13 protein-coding genes and 1 pseudogene are annotated in these 14,662 nt (G+C 61.4%); 4 read left to right on the plus strand and 10 right to left on the minus strand.

The genetic code is table 11. The features are described from left to right. Both E3T47_RS09645 and E3T47_RS16805 read left to right on the plus strand, forming a co-directional pair. Positions 1 to 429: ATP-binding protein (locus tag E3T47_RS09645; protein ID WP_166805685.1), on the plus strand; the 429-nt coding region annotated here is incomplete at its 5' end. A 66-nt stretch (positions 430 to 495) separates the two neighbouring features. Beyond that, the gene (locus E3T47_RS16805; RefSeq protein ID WP_198416618.1) at positions 496 to 909 is read left to right on the plus strand and encodes a pyridoxamine 5'-phosphate oxidase family protein; all 414 of its coding nucleotides are present in this window, start codon (positions 496 to 498) and stop codon (positions 907 to 909) included. 668 nt (positions 910 to 1,577) lie between these two features. On the opposite strand, the gene E3T47_RS09655 is transcribed toward E3T47_RS16805, so the two are convergent. The 10 genes and pseudogenes from E3T47_RS09655 to E3T47_RS09700 all read right to left on the minus strand — a co-directional run bounded on the left by E3T47_RS09655 (position 1,578) and on the right by E3T47_RS09700 (position 11,479). Continuing rightward, positions 1,578 to 2,123: a hypothetical protein gene (locus tag E3T47_RS09655; RefSeq protein WP_241982134.1), complete on the minus strand. Its 546-nt coding sequence runs from the start codon at positions 2,121 to 2,123 to the stop codon at positions 1,578 to 1,580. A gap of 341 nt (positions 2,124 to 2,464) precedes the next feature. Continuing rightward, complete coding sequence (locus tag E3T47_RS09660) at positions 2,465 to 3,481, minus strand: acyltransferase family protein (RefSeq protein WP_134555880.1); 1,017 nt, start codon at positions 3,479 to 3,481, stop codon at positions 2,465 to 2,467. After that, positions 3,469 to 4,500, minus strand: a complete 1,032-nt coding sequence (locus E3T47_RS09665) for a hypothetical protein (protein ID WP_134555881.1) — start codon at positions 4,498 to 4,500, stop codon at positions 3,469 to 3,471. Before E3T47_RS09665 ends, E3T47_RS09660 begins: the two co-directional genes overlap by 13 nt. A gap of 431 nt (positions 4,501 to 4,931) precedes the next feature. Next, complete coding sequence (locus E3T47_RS09670) at positions 4,932 to 5,291, minus strand: PadR family transcriptional regulator (RefSeq protein WP_134555882.1); 360 nt, start codon at positions 5,289 to 5,291, stop codon at positions 4,932 to 4,934. Positions 5,292 to 5,521: 230 nt separating this feature from the next. Beyond that, positions 5,522 to 6,025, minus strand: coding sequence for a hypothetical protein (locus tag E3T47_RS09675; protein WP_134555883.1), 504 nt, complete (start codon positions 6,023 to 6,025; stop codon positions 5,522 to 5,524). 61 nt (positions 6,026 to 6,086) lie between these two features. After that, a complete protein-coding gene (locus E3T47_RS16885; protein ID WP_134556182.1) occupies positions 6,087 to 6,218 on the minus strand; it encodes a GrpB family protein in 132 nt (43 codons plus the stop codon). A 535-nt stretch (positions 6,219 to 6,753) separates the two neighbouring features. Then, a pseudogene (locus E3T47_RS09685) lies at positions 6,754 to 6,942 on the minus strand (ISL3 family transposase); the annotation flags it as partial. A gap of 2,250 nt (positions 6,943 to 9,192) precedes the next feature. Beyond that, positions 9,193 to 9,459 carry a hypothetical protein gene (locus E3T47_RS09690; protein WP_134555884.1) on the minus strand — a complete coding sequence of 89 codons (267 nt, stop codon included), beginning with the start codon at positions 9,457 to 9,459 and terminating at the stop codon, positions 9,193 to 9,195. 34 nt (positions 9,460 to 9,493) lie between these two features. Then, a complete protein-coding gene (locus E3T47_RS09695; RefSeq protein WP_134555885.1) occupies positions 9,494 to 10,870 on the minus strand; it encodes an IS30 family transposase in 1,377 nt (458 codons plus the stop codon). A 330-nt stretch (positions 10,871 to 11,200) separates the two neighbouring features. Beyond that, positions 11,201 to 11,479, minus strand: a complete 279-nt coding sequence (locus E3T47_RS09700; protein WP_134555886.1) for a hypothetical protein — start codon at positions 11,477 to 11,479, stop codon at positions 11,201 to 11,203. Between the two features lie 1,795 nt (positions 11,480 to 13,274). Between E3T47_RS09700 and E3T47_RS09705 the strand changes: the two genes are divergently transcribed. Then, positions 13,275 to 13,952, plus strand: a complete 678-nt coding sequence (locus E3T47_RS09705) for a 3-oxoacid CoA-transferase subunit A (RefSeq protein ID WP_134555887.1) — start codon at positions 13,275 to 13,277, stop codon at positions 13,950 to 13,952. Continuing rightward, positions 13,949 to 14,662 (plus strand): 3-oxoacid CoA-transferase subunit B, encoded by a 714-nt coding sequence (locus tag E3T47_RS09710; protein ID WP_134555888.1) that lies wholly within the window; start codon positions 13,949 to 13,951, stop codon positions 14,660 to 14,662. The genes E3T47_RS09705 and E3T47_RS09710 overlap by 4 nt, the downstream gene beginning before the upstream one ends.

Below are 14,662 nucleotides of genomic sequence, written 5' to 3' on the forward strand. Positions count from 1 at the left end.
GCGATCGGATTAGGCATCAAGGCCGCCCATGCCGGCCACCGGGTGTTATTTGCTACTGCCGTGGATTGGGTGGCCCGGCTGCAAACGGCCCACCAACAGGGCCGACTCGCCCTGGAACTCGTCAAGCTCCGCCGTTACGGCCTCATCGTCGTCGACGAGGTCGGCTACATTCCGTTCGAACAAGACGCCGCCAACTTGTTTTTTCAACTCGTCTCCAGTCGTTACGAACACGCATCGCTGATCTTGACCAGCAATCTCGCGTTCGCGCGCTGGGGTGACGTATTCGGAGACCAAATCGTGGCCGCAGCCATGATCGACCGCATCGTCCACCACGCCGACGTCCTTACCTTGAAAGGCGCCAGTTATCGACTCCGGAACACCGGAATCGAATCCCTGCCTTCAGTCCGAGCCCAGAACGCGGCACAATAATAAGACAACAGTGGCCTAGTTTTACACCGTCGTATTTGGCCTACTTCTTCACCGTCGCTGACAGCCGTGACTCATCTCGATGGGCTCGTCTATGCTCGCTCGCTCTTCGATAGCTCAATGCGGTATCGCGCGGCCGTTATTCACGGGGTTGCGACCGCCCTTCCGGACGCCGAGAAAGAAGCCGCACTCGTGATGCTGGCTGAACACCTGATGCCTGGTCGGGCAGGGGAAGTACGGCCAATTCTTCAGCGTGAGCTGGCCGCAACGATGGTCCTTCGGGTGCCGCTCACGACGGCAAGCGTGAAAGACAACAGTTCGTCATTAATTGAGGAGCCAGGAGATGGAGAGGATCGCTCTGTGTGGGCTGGCCTACTCCCTCTACGCATCGTGGCAGGGGAACCAGAACCCTCCGCTGAAACGGCAAATGCCCCAGTCGATTACTCTGTCCTCGCCACTCGCAACCACCTCAACCAACTCTAAAACCCACGATGGTTCGCCACCGTTCAACGGGAAAGTACCCACAACGAAGAGCGATCCAACATTCACGGTGACTCCGAGGGCATCCAAGAGTGACACGAACCGAGCCGGATGCGAATGCCACTGCGGGCGCCAGCACAGGCCCGTAAGCCGAACCCCCACCGGGACGATCTGACGTGAAACCGAACGCGAACGTCACCTCGGCCCAAAGCCGTTCCCATCTGACACTCCGCGCCCATGTGGTCACTTAGTTTTCGAGAGGCAGGACGATACCGCCCACGGTGTACTTTTCAAAGAGCGTCGACAAGCGATGCCGACTGTCGCGGTTCACCGTCCGGTGAACGTCCCGCTTAATGCCGAGGGCGGCGCTGGTTTGGTCGGGTGTCATCAGGGGTGCCGCCGGTATCGAACAGCTTCGAAGCAAACACCTCCTCCGCGTAACCGCGCCGGGAGCGGACGAGCGCCCCAGCACGTCCGCTGCCGGGCGGTCTTTCGGCCCGGCTGAAATCCGAACGCGAGGCCTACCGGAGGGAACTGACCCAGCTCCAACTCGCGCTGGTCAAGGCGCAGGGTGCGAACTTAGAGCTCAGACGGCGCCTCGCCGGCCACGAGGATTAGGGCTAGAGATATGAGGAGCGGCCCGGCAAGCGGCCGCATTCGGCGGAGTGGAACTAACCACCCGGCCCGGTCGGATCGATCGGCGCACCGTCGCCACCCTCAGGTAGGTCTCCGCGCTCCACCGGTTCGCCCGGAGTCTTGGGAACGTCGGAGAAGAGCAGTTCGAGTTCCGCATCCGATGGCACGTGCACCTTCTTCGCGGCTGTCAGAAGATCCGCTGGCGACGCGTCGTTCATTCCGGATACCCAGATCAGCGCACCGTCTCGCACCGCGACGTACTCGTGGATGCCTCCAGCCGACCGATGCCAGACGCCATCCTCATTGGCACACGTCACCGCTCCGCCGGGCGCATCCCAAAGGGGTGTCGCAGCACACGACGCTTCCGTGAGTTCCCCGGAATCGCTTTTGATGGTCAGCATCGCACCCGTGCTGCTGTTGAACCAGGTAGCCGACATCCCGTCTGCAGCACCCGGCCCGACCGACTGCGGTGCGAGATCGTAGCCGTCCACCTCAGTCGTGTACACGAGTTCAGGAGCGATACCAACAGCTCTCGCGAGCTCCGCGATCGAATCCAGGCTCGCCGCATCCGCGCCCGTCATCGATGCGCATCCAGTAAGAGATACGCAGACGGACGCCATAGATGCAGCCACGGCTAATGTCCACGCCCTAGGAAAGCGACCAGATCGACGCAAGAGCACCCCCTCCTTCGGTCACGGCTGTGCTTGGCGACTCTGCCAATCGCCAACTCGTACAGTGTGAGTCTACGGTCCGGCCTACCCGGCCGGGGCATGCGCCGACGACGCGCAACAGAAGAGCGCGCACAGGGGGGATACGGGGAGTCTGCACGCCCCATCACGAACCTCTTACGGGACGGGTCATGCAGTTCCAGGGACAGATGTCGCCTGCCGACCGGATGTGATGGCCGTTAAATCGGGCATGCTCACGCCGTGGTGGCGCCGAGCGCAGATTTCAATCGAAGGCGTTGTATGGGTTCGGGTCTTGCTGGGCGTTTCAAACCGAGGGCCGGCGCTTCGAGATGATGCCAGGAGAGAGTCGCGACCGCCAGAGTGAAGACGATCGTCAATGCCACCGAGAACGTGACCGGAAGATCTGGATTCACTTGGATGACCAGCTGCTGGATTGGATATCCCCACAAGTAGACGCCGTAGGACAAGTCGACGCCAGAGCTCGATTCTCGAGAGCGCAGTGCAATGGCAAGGACGGTCGCGGGTACGACAAGCCACGCAGCGGTCGTTGCGACCGGTGCGTTGAATTCGCCGAGCAGAACCCACCCGATGGCGAGGCCCACGATGAGCACGGTCGGGAAATGCAGACGATCCATGCGGAGGTGGCAGGCGAGGGCGCCGATCGCGAAGTAGGAGCACACCGCTCCGGCCGGACGCAGCGATTCCAGTGAGCTTCCAGCGGGTTGCAGCGCGAGAGCGATGGCTACCGAGCCGAGGATGAGGGTTCCGATCCAGGCGAATCTCCGCAGAGCGATGCCGAGAAGCGCCGTCGCGAGGTAGCAGCAGGCTTCGATGCCCAGCGTCCACAGGGACCCGTTCACGGCCGGCGAGACGTGGGAGTCGAAGACACCGGGGAGTTCGTACTTGGGGACGAGGAGCACACCGGAGAGGTAGAGCCAGGTCTGCGAGGTACTCAGGTACTCGCGCAGGGTGAGGTCGGTTGCGAGCGGCCCGATGACGACGACTGTGAGGAGCACGACCGCCGCGAGGGCGGGCAGGATGCGTAATGCTCGATTGCGCACGAAGGACGGAAGGTTGGGCCAGCGGTTCCAACTCGACGTGATCAGGTACCCGCTGATCGTGAAAAAGATATACAGCCCGAGGGTGTGGAGAGGGATCCCGCCCACGCGTGGTGCCGGCGTTATACCGTTGAGGACGTACCCGTGCCCGACGACCACGGCAACAGCCGCGAGAAGTCTTAGCTGCCGCATGAGGCGAGCCAGTTGTTCACTGTGGTGCGCGCTTCTGTGATGTTGTGGACGCCGATGAGGTCTTGCACCTCGGCGGGCGTATAGGCGATGGCGGTGAGACGCAGCTCAACGGAGTGCTCCATGCGCGGGAGCGCGGCTTCCGGTTCCGCACCCAGGAGGAGGGCGATGGCGTATTGCACACCCTGCTCGCGCCCAAACGCGGGGCCGTCAACGGCACCTGGCACTACGCAGCTTTCAGAGGTGTACACCGCTTGTCCATAGCTGGCGAGGATCGCAGCGTCCGAGCCCCCTAAACGCATGGAGACCGCATTGATCGGGGACCCATGTTCCTGCCCATCGCTCAGGCCGCCGACATACGGGGTGACGGCCGCTCGCATTGGGAGGCCGGCAGCGACTCCACGGTGAAACGCCTCGGTCACGACGGGACGGATTGCAGGTCCGAACTCTGCATCTTGCTCAGGCCAGAGACATACTTGCGGGGATGTGCCCTCGCATTGCAATTCGGTGAGGTCCCGTGCGACCTGACTGGCTTGACCCAGCGCAGGAACGGACGGTGCGAACGCCACGAGTATCGCCACGATTGTCACTGCCACGCCAGCGAACGACACCGACCTTCGCGCGCCGGGGCGTACGGCGACCAGCAGCAGGGTGATTGCGGCGAGTGCTGCGCCACTGGCGATGGCAATGAGCTGAGCCTGCGGATGCGGGACGACATCGACCCAGAGGCAGCACTGGGTCAGGCCGGCGCCGGTCACATTGCGCCACGCCAGCACAACACCATCGAGAGGCGCCGGGTACCACGCGTAAAGCAGCCCGCCCGCGACAGGAACCGCCACCACCGGGGGCAACACGGCACCGAGAGCGAAACCTACGGCCACCGCACCAAGTGCAAGACCGGCAAACGACAACGGAACGATCAGTGCGCTCGGCGATCCCGTCGCGGGGAGGCCAGAAACGAGAAGGCTTACAAGAACAACCACCAGGTAACCGAGCAGCAGACTGGCCAGCACCGGCGTCATTGCCCATGCCGCCCTTGCTACGCGCCTCCGCGGCCCAACGCCTGAGGCGGCTCGCCGGCCGTGCTGGTGCCCTGTCATGGCGGCGATCGCCGCCGCCAGCGGGAGGGCAAACGGTGCCGACGATCCCCCCGCCGTCAGGACCGCAGGCCAATAGCGCTCCACCAAGAACGCGTTTGGCCCCTGCCATGATGCCCACAGCATCACGATCAGCAGGACCAGGCCACCCCAGAAACTGGGCGACGTTCGAGCTCGCAGCCAGAGACCCCGGCTAGCGAGATGAAAATCCTCCAGCAGATCCCCGTGCCGTCGCTGGCGCACCTCGACGAGCGTGTCAACGACTTCAGTTCCGTACTGCTCCCGCCACCACTGGGGGAAAAGCCGGATCGCCAACCGGGTCGTCGGGGCGAGTGGCTCCACCGTCACGGGGTAACTCATGCCCAGGCTCCGCCACCCCAGCCGAAGGCGAAACCAGGGCGGTGCCGGAGGCGGACAGTCGCCCGAGCAGCAAGCTGCTCCATCCGAGCGATCTCCTGAGTGAGGGTCGCAGCGCCGTCATCGGTCAGTTCGTAATATCGACGTAGCCGGCCATCGATGACTTCCTCCCCCGCAGGGGCGATAAGACCCTCCTTCCGCAATCGATCCAGTGCCGTGTACAAAGTAGCGACACGCAGGGTCACTCGACCGTCCGACAACGTCTCCGCCTCAGCGATCAGGCCGTAACCATGTTTCCGGCCCTCCGCTAGAGCCGCAAGGATCAGAAATGTGGGCTCATGAAGGGCGGCGGAAGACATGACATCAACATACATCAGTGACCGATACATATCAATGTGCGAGCGTTCATGCGTTGATCTTCACGACACCGCTCACAAGATCGTCGCTAACCAGCAGCAGGTGCGGAGGCACTACAAGGCGACCCTCGGCTCGCTTTTCGTAAGGGGAACCTCGTAAGGGATGACCCGGCAGGTACGTGCCGCTAAAGGTGGACGGCGGTTTAGCGAGCCCGATGGATTCGCTTGCACGGTCAGCCGTCGAATACCTCGCCGCTGGCAAAGGCCGCTCCGTCAGGCATCAGGTCAATCAGGGCTGGTGGGCAGTCGTCAACCGTGATTCGACCCACAGAAGGCGCTGCTTCCGCGGAGAAAGCGGCTTCCATCCGGTAACAGGTGAAAACCTGGCTTGGGCCTTTGTATTCCTGGCCTTGATCGGTCGGAACATCGGGTCGAGGGCCGGAGGCGATGAACACCGAAAGTGCGGCCGTGGAATCTGTCGAGGAGGTGTCGTAAAGGACCACGCCACCCTCCCGCAGGTCAAGGTCGGCTGCGGAGGCAACCGAACCGCTCCACACTTCACCTTGGAGTGAGTCAAGGTAGGCGCCCGGTTCGTTTACCCACGGTTGGTACAGGCTTCGATTCAACGGATCCTCGAAAGCCGCAATCTGCCGCCATAGCGTGCCATCGATCTCACTGTTATTGCCGTGGTACTCGGTGGCACAACCGGTGAGCGAGAGGGCAATACCGGCGAACATAACGGGAACACCCCACGTGTGCCTTCGCGTCAGAATCACTCCGCTAGTTTCTCATGAGCGCTCAGGCGCCTTTCGCTCTCGCCTTGATTGCATGAATAACGTCGGTCTTGGCATCGGCGTAATCGTTCATGTCATCCCACCGTTTGCTCAGCAGTGCCCTTTTGGTGCTCTCGTGTGAGGAGCGGTCATCCATTTTGGAACGCAGCAATCAACAACGCTCGTTCCGTTCCCGCAAGCCGGACCCCTACCGGGGCAAGTTGGCGCGTCGCCGGCGGAGTCGTCAATCATGGTACTCGTGTGTCACAAGGGAACCCTCTGCGGGACTGCGTGCTCAAGCGTTTGGTCGACCGTTTCAAGGCTTTGCGGAAGGAAGGGCCAAGGTGACCTTTGCCCTGCAGACGCCAGCCTCCGGCGTGCTAATTTCACGCATACTTCAGATTTGCTTCTGATTCGACTGCGGCCGGAGATTACCGACCCCCGGGCTCTTCGGGCTCATCGAGATTGCCCGGTGCGTTTGCCTGACCGCTTTTCCGGGGCTGTAGGTCACGCGTTCTTCGACTCTGCTTGCCGGGCCCAGTCAATGATTCAGATTGAGGAGCATTGGAGGACACCGCCGAGACGGGCCAATTGCTTCGAGAGTCACACCCAAGACGCCAGGACCACTGCCATCCTGACCAGCCAGCACCACACTCAAAGACCGCCTCGGTGGGCCCGTTCGATGTTCCGGGTCGGTCGAAGACGGTGTCCCGCGCAGCGCCCTGGCAGCCGCATCGTCGACACCACTCATCGGAATCGACCACCCGGCACTCGATCACCGCCCTACCCGGTTTCACTCGTTGTCCCACGGCTTCCAAACCGAGGGCGTCGAGGCGGGAGAACAGAGTCAGATCAGGGGCGTCGAAGGTAACGTGAGACACCTCGAGGTCTTCCGGTTGGGGAGCGTAAGAACTCCCATCATGGAAGGCCTCGACACCTACCGGCGACCAGCCCCACCGGCCCCGCTACACCCTCATCTGCGAAGAGCCTTGTCAACCGACGACGCCGAGCACATCGCGCAGCTCGAACGTCAGGTCCGCGAGTTGTGGCGGGCGAACGCGATCGTGCGCAACGCATCGGTGGCGGGCAGCCTGTCTGCGGCACTGCCGTCGCAGTATCGACGCGGTGGGAAGGCTTGCAGGTAGTTGCTGACTCCTTGGAGTGTGAGACATATGCTGCTTATCTGCGGTCCTTTCATCGTCACCGCGTGCAGCGCCCAGCCCGACGGCAGCGAACGCCGCCGCCGTCAATGCGCCGAGGGTGGTCGCCGCTGAGCTGGCCGGATCGTTACAGATATGCCCCGGCCGAAATCGTTGGGATAGTGCACGTTCCGCCCCACCACAGGGTAATGCCCCCAGACATACTTGCGGACTGGTACTGGCCCACGTTGTAGCGACCAACGAACCTGTTGCCGCTGTCGTAATAAGCGCTATTCATCCAAGCAGAGTCGTTCCAGCCAACCCCGCCCGAGGTGCCAACTGCCAAGTTTCTGTAGATGACGTTTCCGTTCGTTGAGTTGAATCCGTATGAGACGTTCATATTTCTGCGGACCCCCCGGTTATACACGTAAATCCAACTGGAACCACAGTTGTAAGTCTGAACGATCTGCGTAGTCACGTCACCGGGCTTGGGGCAGTAGCCGTGCGCCTGCGCGTATCTGGCAACCGCACCCCTGAACTTGTCACAGTCGAGGGTGGCGCCCGCAACGACAGCACCATCCGGATTGGAACCGGCTTCTGCTGGGAGTGTGGGCGCAGCGTCTGACATCGACGAGGCGCTTTGGGGAGCTGGGTCTGCAGCGACGGCAGCGTGGCCAGTTCCCAGCAAACCCATCGTCGCTAGTAAGCCAATGGACACTGCTGCGATCCATCGATGGCGAAGAAACGGCCTATTCCGAGTCACATCAACGTCCTCAAGCCGGATCTCGACGACCGGCTTCAGACCGCTTGTCGGCTCCTTCGACCATGATGTCCCGCCGGTCAACCTCGCGCAATACCCGAGTTCGGCTCGACCCGTCGAGTTTTGGAGCCTGGTGCGTTACCACGCGTACGTCGCGCCGGCACAACCGACGGCTTCGGGCGTAACATCGCACCATGGTCATAAGGCAGGTTGCGTTCGTCAACGGTCGAGCTCTGGCTTCCGCCCTCTGGGTTATGTCCGCATTGGGTCACAAGACGAGTTCTCTTGGAACGCTGCAACTGGCTCCGCACCAGCCGATCAGAAGCGCGTCCGACAGGGCTTTGTTGGAGGCGTGTTCCTGGGCTGCCGAGTACGGCATGGCGTTTCCAGGAGATGTTGAACGCATTCGCGCAACGGCTCCCGGTGTCGCAGAGCGACACTTCTTGGCTGAGGTACTTGCACAGCTCGAGCCACGTCTCGACGGTTGGTTGAAGGAAGTTTGGCCGGAAAATGTAGCGGTCGAACCTGCCGCGAACGAGCATCTGCATTGGATGCTTCGACACGGAGTTCGCGGCCGCGCCTCCTCCGAAACATACCTTATTCTGCCGACGGTTGAACCCATCGGCCGTAGAGTCGAGGACTCCGCCTGGGTGGTCTCGCGGTCACTACTGAATGATCGAGACGCGTTCCGCCGCTGGTTGAGAGGTCGCGCGAAGTTGCCGATTGCGTCCTTAGACACTTTATTCGTCGACGCCGGTGCGTAAGTAAACAGCTGACTGGCGAACGGAAGACAGCATTACGGGCTCATCGCATTCGAGAGTCGTCGCCGAAGGGGCCCTGCGGTCGCGGTGTGCTCATGAATGCTGCCTCCGTTCGGCGGTGATCGGTTAGAACCGGAGGTCCGGGCCGGTCCGGCTGAACCGTCTCGTGGGACAGTACGCGAACGTGCGGTCGCCGGAGAAGCCAACCGTGGAGTCCAACAGGTCCGTCACATCTTGCGCGTCGATGACCAGACTCGAGATGCCCTCTTGGATCAGAAGATGGCATCCCGCGCTTGCCGCGCTCGTTACCGGGCCGGAAACGGCGCCGACGGGCCGGCCCAGAGCGATGCCCGGCTTCGACGACGACGGTTGCGCCGAACCGCGCGACCAGTGTTCCGGTGACGATGTCGCCGGGCTCGGAGAGTGCCGCGAGCGTCATCCTCGCGTCGCGCTCGTCGTCCATGGTCTCGGTCATGGCAGTGCCTCCTCGATCTGAATACGAGGTACACCCAGGGGCCCGAGCGTCGGCGCATTCGTCTTCCCCATGGTGGTTCCCACTACGGACAAACCTCGCACCAGTTCCGTGGGAACAGCGTTGCGTTCCGCTGCGTCCGGCGTATTCTCGAACGCGTTACCGAGGAGGACGACCTGGCCGAGATCTTCAACCTCGCCCAGTGGGCTCCGAAGAAAAGTTAGGTCATACAAAACCCAGCCGCCAAAACCAGAGTTGACCAGCACTTCTGGAACTCTGACCGAGGCTAGCTGGGCGAATTCAAGTGGTCGACGCAACACTGGCCTGTTCGGTCAATAATAAATGCTCTGCCCACACCTCGGTGGGGGTTTTCCAGCCTAGGATTTTGCGCGGTCGGTCGTTGAGTGTCACAGCAACGGCGTCGAGTTCGTCAGCATCCCATCGTGCAAGGTTGGTGCCTTTGGGAAAGTACTGGCGCAGTAGTCCGTTTGTGTTTTCGTTCAAGGGTCGTTGCCACGGGCTGTGGGCGTCGGCGAAGTAGACGGCAATCCCGGTCGCCTGCGTCAATTCCACGTGTTGGGACAGTTCCTTGCCTCGATCCCAGGTCAATGATTTGCGCATCGCCGCCGGTAGAGCACCCATCGTGATCACAAGAGCCTTCCTCGTGGCCTCTGCCCCATGTCCAGCCAACGCTGGACCATTCTTGACCCGCGGTTGCACTCCGTAGCCTTCTAGCGGCGGTAGGTGGATGAGCAGTGTGATTTTGGTCGTGCGTTCCACGAGGGTGCCGATCGCCGACCCGTCCGTTCCGATAATGAGGTCACCCTCCCAATGGCCGGGGACCTCTCGTGCAGCGACCTCCTCCGGTCGTTTGTCGATCATCACGTCGGCGGTGACGTGGCCGCCCGGCCGGTGCCGCGCGCGGGAGCGTGGGACTCGCAACGACCGCCCTGTTCGCAGATTGGTGACGAGTTCGCGGGTGAGTGCGCCCCGGGATTGGACATACAGCGCCTGGTAGATCGCCTCGTGGGAGATCCGCATCGACAGATCGTGGGGATAGTCGATGCGGAGGCGACCAGCGATCTGTTCCGGACTCCACACCGTCGCCCAGCGTCGGTCCTGACGGTGGGGCTTGTTGCGCCCCTTCCACACCTGTGTCACCGGTCCGGAGATGGACTCACCGTTGGCGTCTTTGACTGCTCCTGAGAGACGGTCCTGGACGTAATCGCGCAGCAGGTCATTGGCCAGAAGCTTCACCGTCTTCGGGCATTGTGCCACAAGGTCCGACTTCCACTGCGCAACAGACGCCCGATACTCCAACTTTCCCCCGCGGGTGGCAGCGTTGCGGCGCAACTCGCGCGAGATTGTCGATGGAGCCCTGCCCATCGCCCGGGCAATACCACGCACGTTCGTGCCCTGAACTCGCAACAACGCGATTTCCTCACGCTCAGCAAACGAGAGATAGCGACCAATCAGTGGGGCGAGCGTCAAGGGAGACATACCACCACGATGTCGGAACCACCGGGCACCGACTGCCTGCGACACGCCAACAACCGTTGCCGCATTCTCGCTCGAGAGCCCGCGCGCGACCTCGACCCAGAATGCTCGCTCGATTTCCCGTCGATGCGACGGCGCACCCGGCGACTTCATCGGGAACCTACCCGTCAAATCCTTCATCCAACCTGCGGGACGCCCCATCGGATACCTCCATAATTGAGGTGTTGCTTCGACCAGTTGAATTCGCCCTAGGAAACTCCCGCTACTTCTGCGAGAGAGCCGGCATGATCCATCAAGGCAGTATGTGCCACGCCCGTCGAGTGTCGAGCCGGGCAGTCGGGAAGAGGGCGACACCTATTATTCCGAGGATCGCGTCGAACGTGATTTCCCAGTCCCATACGCTCGCCCGAGGGTGCCCCAGAAGGAGTTCGTGCTCGCTCGGGACCCGGCGAGGGGTGGGACTGACATGCACGCCGGACGAGGTGAAACGTGCTGCCTTGGACCAACGGCTCAGCCCACGGCGGTGTGGCGTCGGAATCTGACGGCGCCGAAGATTGCCCACACTATGCCCGCGCTGAACGTCATACCGCCCAAAGTCAGGAGCGCCTTCTCGGCGGCGAACAATTGGCTCAGCCGGAGATAGAGGTCGTTGTCGATGCTGCCGATGAGTGAGTCGACTTGTGAGTAGCGAATGAAGTATGAAAAGAGAGCGGTGAAAACGAACCCGACGCCAAGTAGGACGAGTGCGCCCCCGACCGCAAAGACCCGACCTGCCGAAGAGTTCTTCATTCCCTGACCGTCCCGGTGAGCGCGGCCGCACTGACATGAGCGAGGGTCGGGGTGCTTGTCTGCTCCATGGCGCCGAGGTTAGCAAGAGGTTGTCGATTCGGCCGGGGCGTCGTCCCTGGCACAAGAACGTGTCGCGGGAGACATGACCGCGCCCGAAAGCGCCGGCATGACTCTCAGAATGCCCGCCTGAATACCTGACGCTGCGCGGTGGGTACGCATAATCGAGAACCATGCGCTCGGGGTACCACAGAATCACTCACGATGGCAGCCGTGCCCGTAAGCCGGACGGCCCACGGGCATTCCCCTGGAAGCTGGCGGTTCCGACCGGGCGAAATCGCGACGGTGCCCGTTTGACTGTCCCGACATTAAGCCCGATGACCGGGCGTCATACGCACGAGGTCGAGGACGGCATATCTCCACCGGCGCAGGCGGGAGCCCTATGCGTGCCCTGGTCGCCATGGAGGCCTCGGCGAACTCACGCGTGCGGGTGCCGTGCTTGAGCACGCGCTCGTCGGAGCAGGGGCGCGAGACCGAGCCCGAAGAGTCATCCAAAGTCCATGATTCTCAGATGTTCGAGGCCAGCCCAAGTGAATCGAAATGGATCGAGCACCATCGCAACGGCCGACGGTAGCAATCAACCGCCGCGGAATAATCGTTGGATAAACGTTGAGTGCATCAAGTCCTGGCGCTTCCGCGGGAATTAAAGTCCTGATCAAATCAATTTAAGAGCGCAGAAATGGGACTTGAACCCGAAACCTACCGCCTACAATCGCTCCCCCGCGGACCTAAGTACCGCGGAATTCCGGGCGTCGAAGGTCGCGTTTCCAGGAGATTTGCGCAATAAACGGTTAATAAACGGATAGTGCGTCAAGTCTTTCCCTTTCGGTACAGACAAGAAGCCCTGATCAGATCAAATTTACAGTAGGGCGGCCGGGACTTGAACCCGGGACCGACGGATTGCGCCGAGGCCTTTGGAGACGAGCCTAGGTGCGAATTCAAACCTCGGCTGATCTCGACTTATCTCGGTCTGATCAGGAGCTTCTTGCGTGAGATGTCGTCTTCATTCTCTCAACATCTCGGCGCATCTCGGTGGGTCTCGGAGCAATAAACGGTGAATAAACATTTGCGCGTCAAGTCTCTGGCTTCCGCCGAAACCTGAGGGGCTAGCGAAACCTAAGGAGCTAGCTGGGTACGTGGACTCGACCTAAGAGCAAATGACAGTCGTCTCGGCGGTAGCGCAAACCTGCAACAGGGGCAGAATCCCGCCGATTTCCGCGGTTGTCATGCGGATCAGTGTAAGCGCCGATACTGAGGTGTACGGCCTAATACTGGTCACATTGCGGGTTTTTGGCGAGTTAATGGTCAGAGTCGATCTGCCGCGGGTGCCGACCTCCCGGCAGTAGGCACGTTTCCTCAATCGACGACGACTCTCGACTAGCTAGGGTCGCCGCGCCTCAATTCGATTCGCCCCGTCTCGCAAGCATCGCGCCAGCGCTGAAACCTGGTGACGGTCAGGCCAACAGTGCGTTCGAACCATTTAGTGATCTTGCAATGTATTGCACGCGCCGCGTATCACCGTCGGCCTGACGAGCGACGATCAGCGTCTGGGAGTGGAGGCCCCTTCGAAAGCAGTGATGTCGAACTCATCGTCGCCCCCTTCAATTGCCCAAGAGACACCACAGCACATCGCCCCTCACCGTCAACGGCCTTCCGGTGCCCCCTCTTCCCTGTCGCACCGTCCGTTGATAGGGTCACTATACGAACACTTGTCCGTTGTGCGAACTTTAGGAAAATTATGGTTTCAAAAATTGTAGACAGCATCGACGAAGCTGTTGCAGACATTCCTAGCGGCGCCACTGTCATGATTGGCGGCTTTGGCCGGGCCGGCCAGCCCGTCGAACTCATTGACGGCCTCATCCGCCATGGGGCTCGCGATCTCACCATCGTCAACAACAACGCCGGCAACGGCGAGGTTGGGTTGGCACTTCTAATCAAGGGCGGGTACGTGCGCAAAATGATCTGTTCCTTCCCCCGCCAAGTTGACTCGCACATCTTTGACGAGGCCTACCGGGCCGGCAAGATCGAATTGGAGCTGGTGCCGCAAGGCAACCTCGCAGAGCGCATTCGCGCCGCCGGCGCGGGCATAGGCGGATTTTTCACGCCTACCGGCTACGGCACCCTGCTAGCGGAAGGCAAAGAGAGCCGCATCATCGACGACCGGGGCTATGTATTCGAATCACCTCTGCATGCGGAATTCGCCTTGATCAAGGCCTACAAGGCCGACCGCTGGGGCAACCTCGTCTACCGCAAGACAGCCCGCAACTTTGGTCCGATTATGGCAACTGCTGCTGTGACGACGATTGCGCAGGTCGGCCAGATTGTTCCGCTCGGCACCCTCGACGCGGAGCACGTCGTCACACCGGGAATCTTTGTCAACAGGGTCGTTCAGACACCGAACGAGGCCAACGCATGACCACCGGAAGCCGAGAGAGCACACCGGCAACGAGCGCACCACTGACGCGGACCGACATGGCCCAACGAGTCGCCGCCGATATCCCCGCCGGCGCGTACGTCAACCTCGGAATCGGCTTGCCGACCAGCATCGCCAACTTTCTGACACTTGACCAAGAGGTGATCCTTCATACCGAAAATGGCATGCTTGGCATGGGGCCAGAAGCCCACGGGGCTGAAATTGATCTCGACCTGATGAACGCGGGCAAAATCTCGGTGACCGAGCTCGCCGGTGCCAGCTACTTCCATCACTCGGATTCCTTCGGAATGATGCGCGGCGGGCATCTCGACATCGCTGTGCTCGGAGCCTTTCAAGTCTCTGTGAACGGTGACCTCGCCAACTGGCACACGGGCGTACCCGGCTCCATTCCCGCGGTCGGGGGCGCTATGGACCTCGCGGTCGGCGCCAAGAAGATCTTCGTCATGATGGAACTCACGACGAAGTCGGGCCAGTCCAAGCTCGTTGAATCGCTCAGCTACCCGGTCACGGGTCTTCGCTGCGTCACGCGGATCTACACCGAGGTCGCTACTTTCGACCTTGTCCCCGACACCGGCATTTCAGTGACAAAACTCTTCGGTAGCGCCACCGTGGCATCCCTACGCGAACTCACGGCGCTCCCGATCATCGACGCCACCCATCAGACCTCGCGCCAAACCCCCACCGAAGGATAA

This window comes from Cryobacterium ruanii, assembly GCF_004404055.1.
Lineage (GTDB): Bacteria > Actinomycetota > Actinomycetes > Actinomycetales > Microbacteriaceae > Cryobacterium > Cryobacterium ruanii.

Bases quoted from the DNA above. Each gene is read 5' to 3' on its own strand.
- E3T47_RS09655 (WP_241982134.1), bottom strand. From the start codon at position 2,123: ATGACGGGCGCGGATGCGGCGAGCCTGGATTCGATCGCGGAGCTCGCG.
- E3T47_RS09660 (WP_134555880.1), bottom strand. From the start codon at position 3,481: ATGCGGCAGCTAAGACTTCTCGCGGCTGTTGCCGTGGTCGTCGGGCAC.
- E3T47_RS09665 (WP_134555881.1), bottom strand. From the start codon at position 4,500: ATGACGCCGGTGCTGGCCAGTCTGCTGCTCGGTTACCTGGTGGTTGTT.
- E3T47_RS09670 (WP_134555882.1), bottom strand. From the start codon at position 5,291: ATGTCTTCCGCCGCCCTTCATGAGCCCACATTTCTGATCCTTGCGGCT.
- E3T47_RS09675 (WP_134555883.1), bottom strand. From the start codon at position 6,025: ATGTTCGCCGGTATTGCCCTCTCGCTCACCGGTTGTGCCACCGAGTAC.
- E3T47_RS16885 (WP_134556182.1), bottom strand. From the start codon at position 6,218: ATGGATGACCGCTCCTCACACGAGAGCACCAAAAGGGCACTGCTGAGC.
- E3T47_RS09695 (WP_134555885.1), bottom strand. From the start codon at position 10,870: ATGAAGGATTTGACGGGTAGGTTCCCGATGAAGTCGCCGGGTGCGCCG.
- E3T47_RS09700 (WP_134555886.1), bottom strand. From the start codon at position 11,479: ATGAAGAACTCTTCGGCAGGTCGGGTCTTTGCGGTCGGGGGCGCACTC.
- E3T47_RS09705 (WP_134555887.1), top strand. From the start codon at position 13,275: ATGGTTTCAAAAATTGTAGACAGCATCGACGAAGCTGTTGCAGACATT.
- E3T47_RS09710 (WP_134555888.1), top strand. From the start codon at position 13,949: ATGACCACCGGAAGCCGAGAGAGCACACCGGCAACGAGCGCACCACTG.